Genomic DNA, 16210 nt, shown 5'->3' on the forward strand with positions numbered 1-16210 from the left:
CTGCCGGGATGGCCCGGCAGGACGTCCGCAGGGGATCAGGACAGGCAGGCTTTCAATGCCTTCAGGCAGTAGTCGACGTTTGCCTGCTTCGCCGAATAACCCATCAGGCCGATACGCCAGATCTTGCCCGCCATGTCGCCGAGGCCGGCGCCGATTTCGAGGTTGAACTCGTTCAGCAGGCGCGCGCGGATCGCCGCTTCGTCGACACCCTCCGGCACGTAGATTGAGTTGAGTTGTGGCAGACGGGCGGATTCTTCGACTACGTATTTGAGGCCCATGCCTTCAAGGCCGGCCTTGAGTTTTTCGTGCATCGCACGGTGGCGTGCCCAGGCGTTTTCCAGGCCTTCCTCTTCCAGGATCACCAGCGCCTCGTGCAGCCCGTACATCGGGTTGATCGGCGCGGTGTGGTGGTAGGTGCGCTTGCCGGCCGATTGCCAGTAGCCGAGCACCAGGTTCAGATCGAGGAACCAGCTTTGCACCGGCGTCTTGCGCGCCTTGATCCGTTCAATGGCCCGCTCGGAGAATGACACCGGCGAGAGTCCCGGGGTGCACGACAGGCACTTCTGGCTGCCGGAATACGCGGCGTCGATGCCCCACGTGTCCAGATACAACGGCGTGCCGGCGAGGCTGGTGACGCAGTCCATGATGGTCAAGGCGCCTGCCTCCTGCGCGATCCTGCCGAGCGTTTCGGCGTCCGACTGCGCGCCGGTCGAGGTTTCGGCATGCACGAAGGCAAGAATCTTCGCGTCCGGATTCGCCTTGAAGGCATCGCGCACTTTCTGCGGATCGACCGGCGCCCCCCAGGCGTCGTCGACGACCACCGGCACGCCGCCGGTGCGCTTGACGTTTTCCAGCATGCGGCCGCCGAACACGCCGTTGCGGCAGACGATCACCTTGTCGCCGGGTTCCACCAGATTGACGAAGCACATTTCCATCCCCGCCGAGCCGGGCGCTGACACCGGGAAAGTCAGCGCGTTCTGGGTTTGGAACGCCATGCGCAGCATGGACTTGATCTGCTCCATCAGGTCGACGAAAGCCGGATCGAGGTGGCCGATGGTCGGCCGTGCCATCGCGTCGAGCACGCGCTGCGGCACGTCGGAGGGGCCGGGGCCCATGAGGATACGTTTGGGGGGGATGAAAGACGCCGTCATAACCTTGTTCTCTTTGTGGAAGGTTCAATTAAAACAAAGGCTTGATTCTACGGGCAAATGGCGTGGTGAGAAACGACTGCCGGAGCCGCGCCACGGCGAGCGCGTGACGGCGATGGCCGCTTGCAGCTGCGCTTGCCGAGTCTATGTTTAGGCTTTGGCAGTGAGGGAGGTGAGGCATGAACAGGCTTTCAGTATCCGTGCTCGGCGGGCTCTGTGTGGTGGGCCTGCTGATGAGTGGAGTGCCGCGAGCAGCGGCGTCCGCGGAATTGACGCTGACCGATGCAGACAAACGGGCGGTGTTCAAGGCGGCGGGCGCAATGCAGCGAAAAGGCATGTGGGTGATGTGCGCCGACGACCCCAACAGCAGCGGCGCGACCATCGACACCGTACGCGACCTCAACGGTGATGGTCGTCCCGAAGCGGTGGTCAGCGAAGGCGGCACGTTTTGCTACGGCCATACCGGAATGGGCTACCAGCTGCTGAGCAAGCAGGCCGACGGAACGTGGCGCGCGATGAGCGGCGGCATCGGCATCCCCGAATTTCTCAAGTCGAAAGGCATCGGCGGCTGGCCGGACATCTCGATCGGCGGGCCGGGCTTCTGTTTTCCGGTCGAACGCTGGAACGGCAAGGCCTACGCATTGCACCGGTACGAGTACGAAGGCAAGCGCTGCAAACCGTCGCGCTGAATGGCCGGTCTCAGGCCGGCGGTTCGCCCATCAGCGGACGCATCGCCGTCAGCAGGCTGTTGAAAATGCGCGGGTGCGTTTTTTCCTGCTCGGCCAGCATCTGCTTCATCGCGTAGCGCTGCTGCGGCTTGGCGAAGCAGGCCGGGCAGTTCTCGAAGATCACCGGCAGGCCGGCATCTGCGGCAAATGCGCGGGTCTGACGCTCGCGCGCGTAGGCAAACGGCCGGATGATGCGCAGGTCGCCGGCGTCGTTCAGATAATGCGGCGACATGGTGCGCAGCTTGCCGCCGAACAGCATCGACATCATCAGCGTCTCGGCAAGGTCGTCGAGGTGTTGCGCCAGCGCGATGACGTTGCAGCCCTGCTCGCGTGCGACGCGATACAGGATGCCGCGCCGCATGCGCGAACAATAGGCGCAGTAGGAATCGGAATCCTTGGTCAGCGTCTTTTGCGCGTCTTCAAGGATGGGCTGCGACTCCAGAAAATAGGGGACGCCAAGCCCGGCCATGTAAGCCTTGAGCGGCGACGGATCGTATTGGTCGGATTGCGGGTCGACGGTGGCTGCCAAGAGTTCGAACTTCACCGGCGCCTTCTGCTGCAGGTGATGCAGCGTATGCAGCAGCGACAGCGAATCCTTGCCGCCCGACAGTCCCAGCAGGATGCGGTCGCCGCTGCGGATCATGCGGTAGTCGCCGATCGCGCGCCCGGCGGCGGTGGCCAGCGAACGGGCGGGCTTGACCCAACCGCTGGGGAGGTCGGGACTCATGCAGAAAACTGCAGCGCGTGCAGCTGCGCGTAGCGGCCTTTTCTGGCGATCAGTTCGGCGTGGCTACCGATCTCGACGATGCGGCCGCCTTCGAGCACCACGATGCGGTGGGCGCGTTCGATGGTGGACAGTCGATGCGCGACGACCAGCGTGGTGCGGTTCTCCATCAGCGTTTCGAGCGCGGCTTGCACGTGGCGCTCGGATTCGTTGTCGAGCGCCGAGGTGGCTTCGTCGAGGATCAACAGCGGCGCGTTTTTTAGAATTGCGCGGGCAATCGCAATGCGTTGACGCTGGCCGCCGGACAGTCGCATGCCGTTCTCGCCGATCAGGGTTTGCAGGCCGTCGGGCAGCGCCTGGATGAACTCCCAGGCGTGCGCCGCGACGCAGGCGGCGCGGATTTCTTCCGCGGTGGCGTCGCGTCGGGTGCCGTAGGCGATGTTGTGCGCCAGCGTGTCGTTGAACAGCACCACGTCCTGCGACACCAGCGCAATGTGGCCGCGCAGATTCTGCAGGCGCAGGTCGCGGATGTCGATGCCGTCGAGGGTGATCGTGCCGTCGTCGGGGTCGTAGAAACGCGGCACCAGATTGGCCAGCGTGGTCTTGCCCGAGCCCGAAGCGCCGACCAGCGCCACGGTTTCGCCGGGCGCGATGTCGAGCGTGATGCCGTCGAGCGCCGGGGTGGTCTTGCCGGGGTAGGTCAGGCTCACGCCGTGCAGTGTCAGGCGTCCCTCGACCCGGTCGAGGCTGCGGGTGCCGCTGTCGCGTTCAGCGTCCTGGTCGAGCAGCGTGAAAATGGTTTCGGCCGCGGCGAGGCCGCGCTGCAGCTGGTCGTTGACGGCGGTGAGCCGTTTCAGTGGCGCGAACAGAAGCAGCATGGCCATGAAGAAGGCAACGAAGCCGCCCACGGTCGTGGTGTTCGCGCTGGCCTGGCCGGCAGCGATGTAGACGATGATCGCCAGCGCCACCGCCGCGATGAACTGGATCACCGGCTCGTACACCGCGTTGGCGGCGACGCGCTTCATTTCAAACACGCGCGCCAGATTCGCGGCGTGGCGGAAGCGCGTCTGCTCGTAGTCCTCGCCGCCGTACAGCTTGACGACGCGGTGTCCACCCACGGCCTCGTCGACCACCTGGGTGAGGTCGCCAATATTTTGTTGCGCCTTGCGCGACAGGCCGCGCAGGCGCGTGCTGGCCATGCGGACGATCCACAGAGTCAGCGGCACCATCGCGAACACGATCAGCGTCAGCTGCCAGTTCAGCCACAGCAGGTAGCCCAAGAGCCCCAGCACCGTGACCGTGTCGCGCACCAGCGTGGTGAGCGAACTGGTGGCCGACTGCGTGACCTGGGTGACATTGAACGCCAGATGCGCAATCAGCTGCCCGCTCGGGTTCTGGTCGAAGTAGCGCGTCGGCAGCGTCATCAGCTTGTCGAACATCGCGGCGCGCAGGTCCATCACCAGCCGGCTGCCGACCCACGCCATGCAATAGGTGCTGACGAAGCTGGTGATGCCGCGCACCAGGAACAGCGCCAGCAGCAGGATCGGAATCCAGCGGATGAAGTCGGGGTCCTTGGCGACGAAGCCCTGGTCCAGCAGCGGCTTGAACAGCGCGGGCAGCATCGGCTCGGTGGCAGCGGTGAGCACCAGCGCGACCAGCGACAGCGCGAACATGCGCCAGTAGGGCTTCACATAGCCCAGCAGGCGCAGGTAGAGGGCACGGCTGTCCGGTGTCGGCGTCACAGCAGCAGCAGGGTGGCGAGCCCGAGAAAGATGAAGAAGCCCATGCTGTCGGTGGTGAAGGTCAGCAGCACCGACGAGCCGACCGCCGGGTCGCGCTTCATGCGCTCCAGCGTCATCGGAATGAAAATGCCGGCCAGCGCGGCGACGATCAGGTTGAGCAGCATCGCCAGCGCCATCACCCCGCCCAGCGCCATGTTGTCGTACAGCAGCCAGGCGAACACGCCGACCACCGAGCCCCACAGCAGGCCGTTGAACAGGGCGACGCCCAGCTCCTTCACGATCAGGCGGCGCGCGTTGGCCTGGGTGATCTGGCCGAGCGCGAGGCCGCGCACGATCAGCGCGATGGTCTGGTTGCCGGAGTTGCCGCCGATGCCGGCGATGATGGGCATCAGCGCCGCCAGCGCCGCCAGTTTTTCGATCGATCCTTCGAAGGCGCCGATCACACGCGAGGCGATGAAGGCCGTGGCAAGATTGATCGACAGCCACATCCAGCGGTTCTTCGCCGAACGCCACACCGTGGAGAACAGGTCTTCCTCTTCCTTCAGACCGGCCATCGACAGCATGTCGGCGTCGGCCGATTCGCGGATGTAGTCGACCACCGCGTCGACCGTGAGACGTCCGATCAGTCGCCCCTGCGCATCCACCACCGGCGCCATCACCAGGTCATAGCGTTCGAAGGCCTGCGCCGCCTCCTGCGCCTCGTCCTCCGGGTGGAACCTGACGAAATCCTCGACCATCACCGCCGCCACCGAGGCTTCGGGGTCGGCGGTCAACAACCTTTTCAGCGGCAGCACGCCGATGATCTCGTCGATCCGGTCCACCACGAACAGCTTGTCGAGCTGGTCCGGCAGCTCGCCCAGGCGGCGCAGGTAGCGCAGCGCGACTTCGAGCGTGACATCGGCGCGGATCGTCACCATCTCGAAATCCATCAGCGCGCCCACCGTGTCCTCCGGATAGGCCAGCGCCGACTGCAGGTGCGCACGCTTTTGCGCGTCGAGACTGATGAGCAGTTCTTCGATCACGTCGCGCGGCAGGTCGGCCGCGATGTCGGCGATCTCGTCGGTGTCGAGTGATTCGGCCGCGGCCAGGAGCTCCGCCTTGTCCATGGTCTGGATCAGCGATTCGCGCACCGAGTCGGAGACTTCCAGCAGAATTTCGCCGTCGTTTTCCGCGTTGACCAGACTCCACACCAGCCGGCGTTCGTCCAGCGGCAGGGCTTCCAGGATGTAGGCGATGTCGGCCGGATGCAGGTCGTCCAGCTTGCGCTGCAACTCCGTCAGGTTCTGCTTGTGCACCAGGTTCTCGACCAGGCTCTGGCGCGGCCCGCCCTGCTTGTGGACGAGCTCCTCCACCAGCCGCATCCGGGCGAGCAGGTCCTGCACCTGCGCGAGGTGGGCTTCGAGGTTGTCCTGCGACTGAGTTTCGAGCGTATCGGTCATGATCGGGCCGGGTGCGAACGCCCGATTGTAGCGCGTTACCGCGGTTATCCGGGTCGAACGCCGGGGTGCGCGCGGTCGGGCCGCGAGGTCAGCGCGGCACCTGCGCGTGATGCATGTAGCGCAGGATGACCGCGACGCGACGCTGATAGGTGCGCGAGCCGCGGTTGTATTCGTACAGCCGCGGGTTGGGCACCATTGCGGCCATGCGGGCGGCCTGGTCGCGGCTGAGCTTGGCGGCCGAGGTCTTGTAGTAGCGGCGGGCGGCGGCTTCGGCGCCATAGATGCCGTTGCCCCACTCGATCACATTCAGATACACCTCGAGGATGCGGCGCTTGCTCCAGGTGGATTCGATCATCAGCGTGATGATGGCTTCCTGACCCTTGCGGATGAAGCTGCGTTCGCCGGAGAGGAACAGGTTCTTGGCGAGCTGCTGGCTGATGGTGGAGCCGCCGGCGACGAGCCTGCCCTTCTTCAGATTCTTTTCGACGGCTTTCTGGATGCCTTCGACGTCGAAGCCATCGTGCTCGAGGAATTTCGCGTCTTCGGCGGCGACGATGGCGCGTTTCAGATGGGGCGAAATCTGGTCGTACGGCACCCATTTGTGACGCAGTTCGGCGTCGGGATTCTTGTCCTGCTGGCGCGCCAGCCCGGCGGCCATGAAAGCGGTCGATTTGGGATTGTGATCGATCCACCACAACACATGGGCGAAGATCCACAGCTGATAGATCAGCACCAGCGCGATCGCCGCCGCCACGCCCTTGCCGAGCCAGCGCAATGCGGTGCGGATCATGTGCGCAAGGCCGCGATGACCGGGGCGGTGTCGGGGCGCACGCCGCGCCACAGGGTGAACGCCTCTGCGGCCTGTTCGACCAGCATGCCCAGCCCGTCGGCGGTGGCGGCGCCGTGGCTGCGCGCGAAATCGAGGAAGGGCGTGTCGCGGCCGTACATCATGTCGTAGGCCAGCGTGTCGGCGGTGAAGACGCGCGGCGACAGCGGCGGCAATTCGCCGGCGAGACTGGCAGCGGTGGCATTGATGACAATATCGAAAGGGGCGTCCGCCGCATCGAAACTGCACGCGCGGACCCCGCGGCCGAACAGCGCGGCCAGGTCCTGTGCGCGGCTGACCGTGCGGTTGGCGATCACCACCTCGGCAGGCTGCTGGGCGAGCAGGGGCTCGATCACACCGCGTGCCGCGCCACCCGCGCCGACCAGCAGGACGCGCTTGCCTGCCAGCACGCAGCCCAGATTGCGGGTGAGGTCGGCCACCAGCCCGGCGCCATCGGTGTTGTCGCCAAAGATGCCATCAGCATCAAAGCGCAACGTGTTGACCGCCCCGGCACGCTCGGCGCGCGAGCTCAAGCGGCCGGCCAGCCGGAAGGCCTCTTCCTTGAACGGCACGGTGACGTTGGCGCCGCGTCCGCCCGCGGTGATGAACGCGGCCACGCTGTCTGCAAAGCCGTCCTTCGGTGCGAGGATCGCCTCATACGTCATGTCCTGCACGGTCTGGCGGGCAAAAGCGGCATGAATCTGCGGGGATTTGGAGTGGGCAATCGGGTGCCCGAATACGGCGTAGCGGTCTGTCATGGCCGCGCTATTTTAATCGAGGCGAGTCTAATCGAGGCGGCTCAAACCGAGGCGGCTCCAATCGCGGCCGATCCAACTGGGGCGCATCTTGATCAGCTTTGTGTCCACGGCAGGCCGTGGAACTTCCAGCCGTTGATTTCGTTGCGGTGGCCGGTGGTCTTGTTGAGATCGCCCTCGAAGCCTTCCAGCATGTTGTAGCAGCTGCCGCGCCCCACTTCGGCGCAGGCTGCAGCAGCCCGATGCGAACGCACGTTGGTGCGGCACATGAAAATCAACAGTGACTCCGGATCGGTGGCCTGGGCCAGCTGAGTGAAAAAATGCGGATTCTGCACCCAGCCCGGCCAGGATTGCCACTCGACATGGACTGCGCCCGGTATCACGCCATTGAGATCGATTTCCGCGCGCGAACGCACATCCACCAGGCGCGCGCCGGGGGCCAGCTGCAGCAGTTCGTGCGCCTCGTGCGGCAGGAGGGCGCCGGCATACGGCCAGGCGTGATCCTGGCTGCGCCCGTGAGCGGTATCCAGCAGCGCGGTGATGCGTCCCATGATGATTTCCTTGTAGGGCTCAGTTCAGTATATGAAAGACGCTCTCCGATGCAATCCGCACCAAAATAGTGCGGTAGCGGTCTCCGGCGCACGATTAAAGTGCAAGCTAAAGGGCGCGCGCTGCACTATCCTGCTGCATGGGCCTTATGGCACAATGATTTGCGTCCGCATTCGTACATGGCATGGTTGCTGCTAAGTTAAGTTCATCACGGCACGCAGGCAGGTGCCGTCAATAGTTTCGTTACCCTTTTTATTCAGATCGAGGAGATTCAGCATGGCCGTGGCCGATGTGCTCAAAAGAATTCAGGACGATGAAGTCAAGTTCGTCGACCTGCGCTTTACCGATACCCGTGGCAAGGAACAGCACGTTTCGATTCCCGCCCGCATTGTGACCGAAGACTGGTTTGAGGACGGCCATCCCTTCGATGGTTCTTCGATCGCCGGCTGGAAGGGCATTCAGGCATCCGACATGCTGCTCAAGGCAGATCCGGATACAGCCTACATGGATCCCTTCTTCGATGAGCCCACGCTGATCCTGACCTGCGACGTGATCGAGCCGTCCGACGGCAAGGGTTACGAGCGCGATCCGCGTTCGGTGGCGCGTCGTGCCGAGGCCTACCTGAAGTCGACCGGCATCGCCGATACCGCCTACTTCGGCCCCGAGCCCGAGTTCTTCATTTTCGATTCCATCACCTGGCACGACGACCTGTCGGGCTGCGGCGTGAAGATCAATTCCGAGGAAGCCTCGTGGTCGTCCGCTGAAAAATTCGAGAACGGCAACACCGGTCACCGTCCCGGCGTCAAGGGCGGCTATTTCCCGGTGCCCCCGGTCGACAGCCTGCAGGACATTCGTGCCGCCATGGTGCTGGCACTGGAAGAAGCCGGCGTCCCGGTCGAAGTGTTCCACCACGAAGTGGCGACCGCCGGCCAGTGCGAAATCGGCACCATGTTCAGCACGCTGACCAAGCGCGCCGACTGGACGCAGATCCTGAAGTACATCGTGCACAACGTCGCCCACGCCTACGGCAAGACCGCGACCTTCATGCCCAAGCCCATCGTTGGCGACAACGGCTCCGGCATGCACGTTCACATGTCCTTGTGGAAAGACGGCAAGAACCTGTTCGCGGGCAACGGCTACGCCGGACTGTCCGAACTGTGCCTGTACTACATTGGCGGCGTCATCAAGCATGCCAAGGCGCTGAACGCGATCACCAACCCGTCGACCAACTCGTACAAGCGTCTGGTGCCTGGTTTCGAAGCCCCGGTGATGCTGGCCTACTCGGCCCGCAACCGTTCGGCCTCGATCCGCATCCCGATCGCCGCTTCCGAGAAGGCGCGCCGCATCGAGACCCGTTTCCCGGACCCCACTGCTAACCCGTATCTGTGCTTCGCTGCACTGATGATGGCCGGCCTCGACGGCATCCAGAACAAGATCCACCCCGGCGATCCGTCGGACAAGGATCTGTACGACCTGCCGCCGGAAGAGGACGCCAAGGTTCCGAAGGTCTGCCACAGCCTGGAAATGGCGCTGGACGAGCTCGACAAGGACCGCGAGTTCCTGACTCGTGGCGGTGTGTTCACCAACGACATGATCGACGCCTACATCGAACTGAAGATGCAGGATGTCACCAAGTTCCGCATGACCACGCACCCGGTCGAATTTGCGATGTACTACTCGCTGTAAGGCCTGCGCAAGCAGCACAGAAGGGCGGCCGTCGGCCGCCCTTTTTCATGGGCGGCCGACGGTCAAGATTGCCGCCCTGTGTCCGTTAAATGAGGGGTACGCTACACTCGTTGCCCATGCCCATTGTCCGCCTTTCCCTTCTGCTGAGCCTGATTCTGTCTGCCCCTGCGCAGGCGGAAATCTATAAATACGTCGACGAGAACGGCCAGGTGACGTTTACCGATGTCTACAAGAAGGGCGCCCAGCGGATCGATCTTCCGGGCGCGCCGAAGCCGCTGGCGCCCGCCGGCAAGGCACCGGCCCGGGCCTCCACGCCCAGTCCCGCGAATTTCCCGCGCATCGATGCCGGCACCCAGAAGCGCCGTGACGACATCCGCCGCCAGGTGCTGCAGGACGAAATCGACGGCGAGCGCCGCAATGCCGAAGAAGCGCGGCGTCAGCTGACGCTGGGCGAACGCCTGCAGCCGGGTGAGCGCGCCAACGACACCAGCTATGTCAATCGGGTGAACCGGCTGCGCGCCGCGCTGCAGCAGCACGAACAGAACGTCACCGCGATCCAGCGCGAACTCGCCAACCTGCGCTAGCCTGAGTGCCTCGCAGCGCGGGGGCACTGCCTGATCGATCCGGCCGCATTCTGCCGTATGCGGGGCGCTGCGCCGGCCCGCCCGTCATCATCCGTAGCAGTCCGACACCCGCAATACGCACGCTGGCACAATCAGTGCTTCAATAGAGTGCATGAGCATGTCGTCCTCCCCCCCAACCGACTTTTCCGGGCTCGATTGCCTGTCGACCGGCACCCTGGTGCTCGATGCCGAAGACGGCATCGTCTACGTCAACCCGGCGGCGGAAACCCTCTTGGGCATGTCCGGCGTGCTGCTGGTGGGCGACCACGCGGACCGCGTGTTCGAGCGCAGCCCCGAGCTCCTGGCCGCGATCCGGACCGTGCGCGATGCGCAGGAAACGGTGATCGAACATGAACTCGACGTGGTGGTGGGCGGGCATCCGCCGATCCGCCTGGGCTGCAACCTGTCGCCGCTGGAGGCGCCGCAGCTGGGCGTGCTGATCGAAATGCGCGCGGTCGATCCGCACCTGCGTATCGCCCGGCTGGAGCAGGCGCGCCTGCAGCAGGAGGCCAATCGCGAATTGCTGCGCAATCTGGCTCACGAAATCAAGAATCCGCTCGGCGGCATCCGCGGCGCCGCACAGTTGCTGGAGCACGAACTGCCGCGCGAGAGCCTGCGGGAATACACCCAGGTCATCATCAAGGAATCCGACCGCCTGCAGTCGCTGATGGAGCGCTTGCTGACGCCGCACCGAATGCCCCGTTTTGGTGCGGTCAATATTCACGAAGTACTGGAACGGGTTCGCAGCCTGATTCTGGCCGAAACGCCAAGCGTGACGCTGCGGCGCGACTATGACATCAGCCTGCCCGAAATCCGCGCCGACGCCGAACAGCTGATCCAGGCCACGCTGAACATCGCGCGCAACGCCGTACAAGCCATGCACGGTAACGGCGAGATCATCTTCAAGACCCGGGTCGCGCGGCAGATCACGCTGGAAAGCCGGCGCTACCGGCTGGGCCTGCGAATCGAGATCATCGACAACGGCCCGGGCATTCCCGATGACATCCGCGAGCAGATTTTCTATCCGCTGGTCTCGGGCCGTGAAGGCGGCAGCGGACTCGGTCTCGCGGTCTCGCAAACCCTGGTTGCGCAGAACCACGGCACCATCGACTGCGAGAGCCGCCCGGGCCGCACTGTGTTTGCCATTTTTCTTCCCTTGCCCGACTGAACCCCGCCATGACGAAATCAAGCTGTGTCTGGATCATCGACGACGACCGTTCCATCCGCTGGGTGCTCGAAAAAGCCCTGCTGCGCGAGGACATTCCGTGCATGACCTTCAGTGCGGCGAGCGACGCGCTGCGCGAGTTGGAACGCAGCACGCCTACCGTGGTGCTGTCCGATATCCGGATGCCGGGCGTCACCGGTCTGGAGCTGCTGCAGGCCTTGAAGGAGCGCCTGCCCAAGGTGCCGGTCATCATCATGACCGCGTATTCCGACCTCGACAGCGCGGTGGCGGCGTTCCAGGGCGGGGCGTTCGAATACTTGCCCAAACCCTTCGACGTCGACCAGGCGCTGGAACTGGTGCGGCGTGCTCAGGCCGAGAGCGCCAGCCGCGACACGCCGGTACCGAGCGAAGCGCCGATGACTGAAATGCTCGGTCAGGCGCCGGCCATGCAGGAGGTGTTCCGCGCGATCGGGCGCCTTTCGCAGTCGCACGCCACCGTGCTGATCACTGGCGAATCGGGCAGCGGCAAGGAGCTGGTCGCGCGCGCGCTGCACCGGCACAGTCCGCGTGCCAGCGGGCCGTTCATTGCACTCAACACCGCGGCGATTCCGAAGGATCTGCTCGAATCCGAACTGTTCGGCCACGAGCGCGGCGCCTTCACCGGCGCGGCGGCGCAACGGCGCGGCCGCTTTGAGCAGGCCGACGGCGGCACGCTGTTCCTGGACGAAATCGGCGACATGCCGTCCGAACTGCAGACGCGCCTGCTGCGCGTGCTGTCGGACGGCCAGTTCTATCGCGTCGGCGGGCATACGCCGATCAAGGTCAACGTGCGGGTGATCGCCGCCACCCACCAGGACCTCGAAGTACGGGTGCGTGAAGGCCTGTTCCGCGAGGACCTGTTCCACCGCCTCAACGTGATCCGTCTGCGCCTGCCGGCGCTGCGCGAGCGGCGCGAGGACATTCCTTTGCTGGTGCGGCACTTCATGCAGAAGAGCGCGCGTGAACTGGGGATGGAAGCCAAGGGCGTGTCGGATGCGGCGCTGAAGACGCTGGTCGGTCTGTCGTGGAGCGGCAACGTGCGTCAGCTCGAAAACGTCTGCCATTACCTCACCGTGATGGCGCCGGGGCAGGTGGTCGAAGTGGGCGATCTGCCGTCCGACCTGATGCAGGGGCCGGCCGAGCCGGTGGGCGGCGACTGGCTGCAGAGCTTGGCGGCCGAGGCGGGGGCGCGTTTGGCGCGCGGGGAGGCGGCGATTCTGGACGAGCTGACCCAGGCCTACGAGAAAACGCTGATCGAAGTGGCGCTGCGCCATACCGGTGGGCGCCGCATCGAGGCCGCGCATCTGCTCGGCTGGGGGCGCAACACCCTGACCCGCAAGATCCACGAGCTGGGCATGGACGGCGATGCCGAGACGGACGCCTGATGCTGCGTGCAGCAATAAAAAAGCCGACCCTGTGGGTCGGCTTTTTTACGCGTGTGGGTTGCTTCAGGCGGCTTGCGCTTCTTCCAGCAATTTCTGGATTTCGCCCTTCTGGTACATCTCGATCATGATGTCGGACCCCCCGATCAGCTCGCCCTTGACGTAGAGCTGCGGGAAGGTCGGCCAGTTGGCGTAGTACTTCAGGTTCTCGAAAATTTCCGGATCGGCGAGCACGTTCACCGCCAGAAAATCCTTCACGCCGCAGGCCTGCAGCACTTGGGCCGCGCGCGACGAAAAGCCGCACTGCGGAAACTGGGGGGTGCCTTTCATATACAGCACGACGGTATTGCTGGTGACTTGCTCACGAATGCGGTCTAGCGCGGTCATCTTGGGCTCCTGATAATACTTGACTGGAATAGTCGGGAATTATACCCGTGACGGGGCTGCCGTCAAGCGGCTTTGGGGGTGCGCTGCAACGGGCTGATGAACGCCTTGTGGAACAGATGCGGAATCAGCAGGTACGCGGGCATGCGCAGCCAGTGGGCACGGACGAAGGCGGCCAGCCGTGCGGCGGGGGTGTAGGCATCGGCGCAGCTCGCATGGTCGGGCGCCAGCACGCGGGTGAAAATGCGGTCCATCAGCGCGCGGGTGACGCGGCCGGGCGCATGGACATCGAGTGCGACTATCACGCTGTCGGGCACCGGCGTATCGAGGAAATGCCGCGCATAGCGCAGCGCGTAATACAGCGAACGACCGAGCTGCAGTTCATCGGCGCGCGTGACCAGGCGCGTCCAGAAGCCCGCGTCGTCGGACGCATCGCGCAGCAGCAGATCGAGGTCGGTCAGGTCGCGCAGGCCGTGCGGCAATTCGCCGTCATGGAACACATGGGTGGCCGAATGCAGGATGCGGTCTTCCGGTGCCAGCACCTGGACGCCCGGCAGGCCGTCGACGGGGACGGCGCGTCTGTGCAGCAGTGCCGTGTCCGGGTGGTAGCGCGCGGTCTCGGGCAGGATGGCATGGTGCAGGTCGATCACGGTGTCGCGCTGCACATGCTGCAGCGGCGGGATTTCATGCATCCAGCGGCGGTAGTAGCGCTTGTCGTATTCGGACAGGCCGCTGGCGTGCCAGCCGGCCAGCATCAGCGCCGACTCTGCCCGCGCCAGCTGTTCGCGCGGCACCAGCAGGTCGATGTCATTGAACAGGCGGCCCTCGGCCGCGGGCAGGCCGGCGGCGACATAGGCTGCGCCTTTCAGCACGATCAGCGGACAGTCGAGATCACGCAGCGCGCGGCGCACTTGCTGCAGTTCCCAGCGTACGGCGACTTGCTGCTTGGCGGCCAGCGTTTCGGCGGCCTCGAAATGCCAGCGTGCCGCCGCCGGAATGGCGGACGTCAGTTCGTTCCGGCGGAAGCGATGCGCCAGCCGCGCCAGCAGGCCGGCAGCGCGCGCCTGCCGCACCAGCACGTCCCACTCGCTCATGGAATAGCGGGCGATCGACCCGGGCGTGCGCAGCGTACGGGCCAGCAGGGTGTCGGAGAGGGGCAACATGTCAGGGGGCGCGCCGCTCGGCAAGGCGATCAAACTCGGCGACCGCCTCGCTCAGATCGCCATAGTGGAAATCGAAGCACTGCGTCTGGTCGATCAGGGCGGCGCCGACGCGGAAACCGTCGGCGCCCAGGTGGCTGTAGTTGAACGCGTTCTGCGCCAGAAACATGAAGGTCTGCGCCTGCGAGCGCGGTGTGAGCGTGGCCGGTGCGCCGGCTTCCCATTTTGGAAAGATCACCCAGCCGGGACGCGCCGTTTCGTGCTGGCGCAGCACGCTGTCGCGTGGCGGACGCATGTGGGCGACCGTGCCCTTGATGGTGTCGTGTGAGGCGCGGTTGATGTAGACGTTCGGCTCAAACTGGCGGATTACGTCAATCGACTGGTTCTTCAGGCTGACCGGACGCGGCAAGGGCTGGATCAGGCCAGTCTTGCGATTGATCAGGGTCAGTTCGTCGGAGAGCAGGCGCCAGCCCGACAGCACCAGACCTGCGGTCAGCGTGCTTTTGCCAGATCCGGGTGGCGCCGGCAGGATCGCCGCCATGCCGTGCTTCTCAACGACGGCGGCATGAATGATGAGGTACTGGTGCGCCTGGGTCGACACGCACCAGTTGAGCCCCCATTCCAGCATCGGAAACGCCTGGTCGCGCGGCAGCGGTTTGAACGGCTGCCTGCCGTCAAAGTTGAACGCAACCTGCGGCCGCAGCCAGCGGCGCAGCGTGGGCGGCGGGTTCACGCTGACGTGAAAATCGGCGAAGGCCTCGTGGGCGTTGCGCACCTCGAATTGGCCGTAGAGTTCGGTCAGGCCTTCGGCTACAAAAGGAATGCGCGACTGCACGCGCAGCGAGAATGGTCCGGTGCGCAGCCAGACACCGGCGCCGGCCAGTTGCCGACGCAACTCGGCAGGAGGCAGTTGCAGCAGTTTCATGCGGATTCCAGCAGACCGGCTTTGCGCAGGCTGTCGAGTGTGTCTGAAACCACCTCATGCAGCTGCGGCGTGTTTTCCACGCTCAGCCGTTCTGCAAGCAGCCCGGCAAGCATTGTTGCATGGCAGCCGGGGTGGTCGCGACAGATCTGGTAGAGCGTCAGGGTCAGCGGCTTGAGATAGTGGGTGTCGCCCGACGCCGCATCGTAGACGACCGCTTCATCCCCCCAGCATTTCAGCAGGCGTGGCGGGGCCGTTGCAGCCTGCGTCATCGCATCAGTTCAGCGGGCAGCCGCGCTCGTTCAGCATCACGAGCGAATCCATCAGTGCTGCGCCGTTGTGCATGTTGGCTTGGAACAGGTTGATGATTTCACCGGAGGTGTAGCCGTAATTGACGTTCGGGTGCGCAGCATTCAGCAGCGCGGCCACGGCATGGAATCCCAGGTTGGGGGAAATGGGATCGGGGCCGATCTTGCCGATCGCATTGCCATTCGGCTTAGCCTGGCAATTGCCGCCATCGGCGTCGCCGTAACCTTCGCCGCCGCCACGCAGCCCCAGCACCTGAAGCAGCGTATAGGGCTTGTTGTTTTGGGGGTTGATGTATTGCGTCACCCCAAACACCGTATTGAAGATGTCATCCGGGCTGAAACCGGTGGCAGCCCAGGAATCGAGGTGCTGGCATTGCATCCAGTAGCCCGGGGTGCAGCCATCGCAGGTGACCTTGGGTGCCGACAGGTTGCCGGATGCCATGCCGGAGATGGTGCACTGGTTGGCCCACACCGGCCGGCTGGCCAGCGTGAACACGGCGCCGGCGCCGAGCGCAGCGCCTGCCAGTTTGCGGCGACCGGGGTTGATGGCGTCGCTTTGCGGTGCCTCGGACGGGTTATCCTGGTTTTCGGGTGTGCGGTCAGACATGACTAGCCTCGATATGATCTTGG

Annotated in this window: 17 protein-coding genes; 5 read left to right on the forward strand and 12 right to left on the reverse strand. The window is 64.7% G+C overall.

Annotation, left to right across the window (positions count from 1 at the left end):
- Positions 1 to 35: 35 nt before the first annotated feature.
- Positions 36 to 1151 carry an alanine--glyoxylate aminotransferase family protein gene (locus Q8R61_RS11430; RefSeq protein WP_305537315.1) on the reverse strand — a complete coding sequence of 372 codons (1116 nt, stop codon included), beginning with the start codon at positions 1149 to 1151 and terminating at the stop codon, positions 36 to 38.
- A gap of 176 nt (positions 1152 to 1327) precedes the next feature.
- Here Q8R61_RS11430 and Q8R61_RS11435 point away from each other — a divergent pair, with 176 nt between their 5' ends.
- Positions 1328 to 1837 (forward strand): hypothetical protein, encoded by a 510-nt coding sequence (locus Q8R61_RS11435; protein WP_305537317.1) that lies wholly within the window; start codon positions 1328 to 1330, stop codon positions 1835 to 1837.
- Between the two features lie 10 nt (positions 1838 to 1847).
- Here Q8R61_RS11435 and Q8R61_RS11440 read toward each other — a convergent pair whose 3' ends face one another.
- From Q8R61_RS11440 to Q8R61_RS11465, 6 genes are all read right to left on the reverse strand, one after another.
- Positions 1848 to 2603: an ATP-binding protein gene (locus tag Q8R61_RS11440; protein ID WP_305537319.1), complete on the reverse strand. Its 756-nt coding sequence runs from the start codon at positions 2601 to 2603 to the stop codon at positions 1848 to 1850.
- Entirely contained in the window at positions 2600 to 4342 is a 1743-nt protein-coding gene (gene msbA, locus Q8R61_RS11445) for a lipid A export permease/ATP-binding protein MsbA (protein ID WP_305537321.1), read from the reverse strand. Before msbA ends, Q8R61_RS11440 begins: the two co-directional genes overlap by 4 nt.
- A complete protein-coding gene (gene mgtE / locus Q8R61_RS11450; protein WP_305537323.1) occupies positions 4339 to 5781 on the reverse strand; it encodes a magnesium transporter in 1443 nt (480 codons plus the stop codon). The genes msbA and mgtE overlap by 4 nt, the downstream gene beginning before the upstream one ends.
- 88 nt (positions 5782 to 5869) lie before the next feature.
- The gene (mtgA, locus tag Q8R61_RS11455) at positions 5870 to 6571 is read right to left on the reverse strand and encodes a monofunctional biosynthetic peptidoglycan transglycosylase (RefSeq protein ID WP_305537325.1); all 702 of its coding nucleotides are present in this window, start codon (positions 6569 to 6571) and stop codon (positions 5870 to 5872) included.
- A complete protein-coding gene (gene aroE, locus Q8R61_RS11460; RefSeq protein WP_305537327.1) occupies positions 6568 to 7365 on the reverse strand; it encodes a shikimate dehydrogenase in 798 nt (265 codons plus the stop codon). Before aroE ends, mtgA begins: the two co-directional genes overlap by 4 nt.
- Positions 7366 to 7457: 92 nt before the next feature.
- Complete coding sequence (locus Q8R61_RS11465) at positions 7458 to 7913, reverse strand: rhodanese-like domain-containing protein (protein WP_305537329.1); 456 nt, start codon at positions 7911 to 7913, stop codon at positions 7458 to 7460.
- Positions 7914 to 8187: 274 nt separating this feature from the next.
- Between Q8R61_RS11465 and glnA the strand changes: the two genes are divergently transcribed.
- The 4 genes from glnA to ntrC all read left to right on the forward strand — a co-directional run bounded on the left by glnA (position 8188) and on the right by ntrC (position 12809).
- A complete protein-coding gene (gene glnA / locus Q8R61_RS11470) occupies positions 8188 to 9597 on the forward strand; it encodes a type I glutamate--ammonia ligase (protein ID WP_305537331.1) in 1410 nt (469 codons plus the stop codon).
- 116 nt (positions 9598 to 9713) lie between these two features.
- Positions 9714 to 10181: a DUF4124 domain-containing protein gene (locus tag Q8R61_RS11475; protein ID WP_305537333.1), complete on the forward strand. Its 468-nt coding sequence runs from the start codon at positions 9714 to 9716 to the stop codon at positions 10179 to 10181.
- Between the two features lie 151 nt (positions 10182 to 10332).
- Positions 10333 to 11388 carry a nitrogen regulation protein NR(II) gene (glnL, locus tag Q8R61_RS11480; RefSeq protein ID WP_305537335.1) on the forward strand — a complete coding sequence of 352 codons (1056 nt, stop codon included), beginning with the start codon at positions 10333 to 10335 and terminating at the stop codon, positions 11386 to 11388.
- Between the two features lie 8 nt (positions 11389 to 11396).
- On the forward strand, positions 11397 to 12809 hold the full coding sequence (ntrC, locus tag Q8R61_RS11485) for a nitrogen regulation protein NR(I) (RefSeq protein WP_305537337.1): 1413 nt from the start codon (positions 11397 to 11399) through the stop codon (positions 12807 to 12809).
- Between the two features lie 63 nt (positions 12810 to 12872).
- Here the strand turns inward: ntrC and grxD are convergent, their stop codons facing one another.
- The 5 genes from grxD to Q8R61_RS11510 all read right to left on the reverse strand — a co-directional run bounded on the left by grxD (position 12873) and on the right by Q8R61_RS11510 (position 16187).
- Positions 12873 to 13193: a Grx4 family monothiol glutaredoxin gene (grxD, locus tag Q8R61_RS11490; protein WP_305537339.1), complete on the reverse strand. Its 321-nt coding sequence runs from the start codon at positions 13191 to 13193 to the stop codon at positions 12873 to 12875.
- A gap of 62 nt (positions 13194 to 13255) precedes the next feature.
- On the reverse strand, positions 13256 to 14353 hold the full coding sequence (locus tag Q8R61_RS11495; RefSeq protein ID WP_305537341.1) for a nucleotidyltransferase family protein: 1098 nt from the start codon (positions 14351 to 14353) through the stop codon (positions 13256 to 13258).
- A gap of 1 nt (position 14354) precedes the next feature.
- Positions 14355 to 15275, reverse strand: coding sequence for an HprK-related kinase A (locus Q8R61_RS11500; RefSeq protein ID WP_305537343.1), 921 nt, complete (start codon positions 15273 to 15275; stop codon positions 14355 to 14357).
- Positions 15272 to 15544 carry an HPr-rel-A system PqqD family peptide chaperone gene (locus tag Q8R61_RS11505; RefSeq protein WP_305537345.1) on the reverse strand — a complete coding sequence of 91 codons (273 nt, stop codon included), beginning with the start codon at positions 15542 to 15544 and terminating at the stop codon, positions 15272 to 15274. Before Q8R61_RS11505 ends, Q8R61_RS11500 begins: the two co-directional genes overlap by 4 nt.
- Positions 15545 to 15548: 4 nt before the next feature.
- Positions 15549 to 16187: a hypothetical protein gene (locus Q8R61_RS11510; protein WP_305537347.1), complete on the reverse strand. Its 639-nt coding sequence runs from the start codon at positions 16185 to 16187 to the stop codon at positions 15549 to 15551.
- Positions 16188 to 16210 lie beyond the last annotated feature (23 nt).

The sequence above is a fragment of the Thiobacillus sp. genome, from assembly GCF_030696885.1.
Lineage (GTDB): Bacteria > Pseudomonadota > Gammaproteobacteria > Burkholderiales > Thiobacillaceae > Thiobacillus.

What these genes read in the sequence shown, in the direction of transcription:
- mgtE (WP_305537323.1), bottom strand. Translation starts at nt 5,781, where the DNA reads ATGACCGATACGCTCGAAACTCAGTCGCAGGACAACCTCGAAGCCCAC.
- grxD (WP_305537339.1), bottom strand. Translation starts at nt 13,193, where the DNA reads ATGACCGCGCTAGACCGCATTCGTGAGCAAGTCACCAGCAATACCGTC.
- Q8R61_RS11475 (WP_305537333.1), top strand. Translation starts at nt 9,714, where the DNA reads ATGCCCATTGTCCGCCTTTCCCTTCTGCTGAGCCTGATTCTGTCTGCC.
- ntrC (WP_305537337.1), top strand. Translation starts at nt 11,397, where the DNA reads ATGACGAAATCAAGCTGTGTCTGGATCATCGACGACGACCGTTCCATC.
- glnA (WP_305537331.1), top strand. Translation starts at nt 8,188, where the DNA reads ATGGCCGTGGCCGATGTGCTCAAAAGAATTCAGGACGATGAAGTCAAG.
- Q8R61_RS11440 (WP_305537319.1), bottom strand. Translation starts at nt 2,603, where the DNA reads ATGAGTCCCGACCTCCCCAGCGGTTGGGTCAAGCCCGCCCGTTCGCTG.
- mtgA (WP_305537325.1), bottom strand. Translation starts at nt 6,571, where the DNA reads ATGATCCGCACCGCATTGCGCTGGCTCGGCAAGGGCGTGGCGGCGGCG.
- Q8R61_RS11430 (WP_305537315.1), bottom strand. Translation starts at nt 1,151, where the DNA reads ATGACGGCGTCTTTCATCCCCCCCAAACGTATCCTCATGGGCCCCGGC.
- Q8R61_RS11500 (WP_305537343.1), bottom strand. Translation starts at nt 15,275, where the DNA reads ATGAAACTGCTGCAACTGCCTCCTGCCGAGTTGCGTCGGCAACTGGCC.
- Q8R61_RS11435 (WP_305537317.1), top strand. Translation starts at nt 1,328, where the DNA reads ATGAACAGGCTTTCAGTATCCGTGCTCGGCGGGCTCTGTGTGGTGGGC.
- Q8R61_RS11505 (WP_305537345.1), bottom strand. Translation starts at nt 15,544, where the DNA reads ATGACGCAGGCTGCAACGGCCCCGCCACGCCTGCTGAAATGCTGGGGG.
- Q8R61_RS11510 (WP_305537347.1), bottom strand. Translation starts at nt 16,187, where the DNA reads ATGTCTGACCGCACACCCGAAAACCAGGATAACCCGTCCGAGGCACCG.
- glnL (WP_305537335.1), top strand. Translation starts at nt 10,333, where the DNA reads ATGAGCATGTCGTCCTCCCCCCCAACCGACTTTTCCGGGCTCGATTGC.
- aroE (WP_305537327.1), bottom strand. Translation starts at nt 7,365, where the DNA reads ATGACAGACCGCTACGCCGTATTCGGGCACCCGATTGCCCACTCCAAA.
- Q8R61_RS11495 (WP_305537341.1), bottom strand. Translation starts at nt 14,353, where the DNA reads ATGTTGCCCCTCTCCGACACCCTGCTGGCCCGTACGCTGCGCACGCCC.
- Q8R61_RS11465 (WP_305537329.1), bottom strand. Translation starts at nt 7,913, where the DNA reads ATGGGACGCATCACCGCGCTGCTGGATACCGCTCACGGGCGCAGCCAG.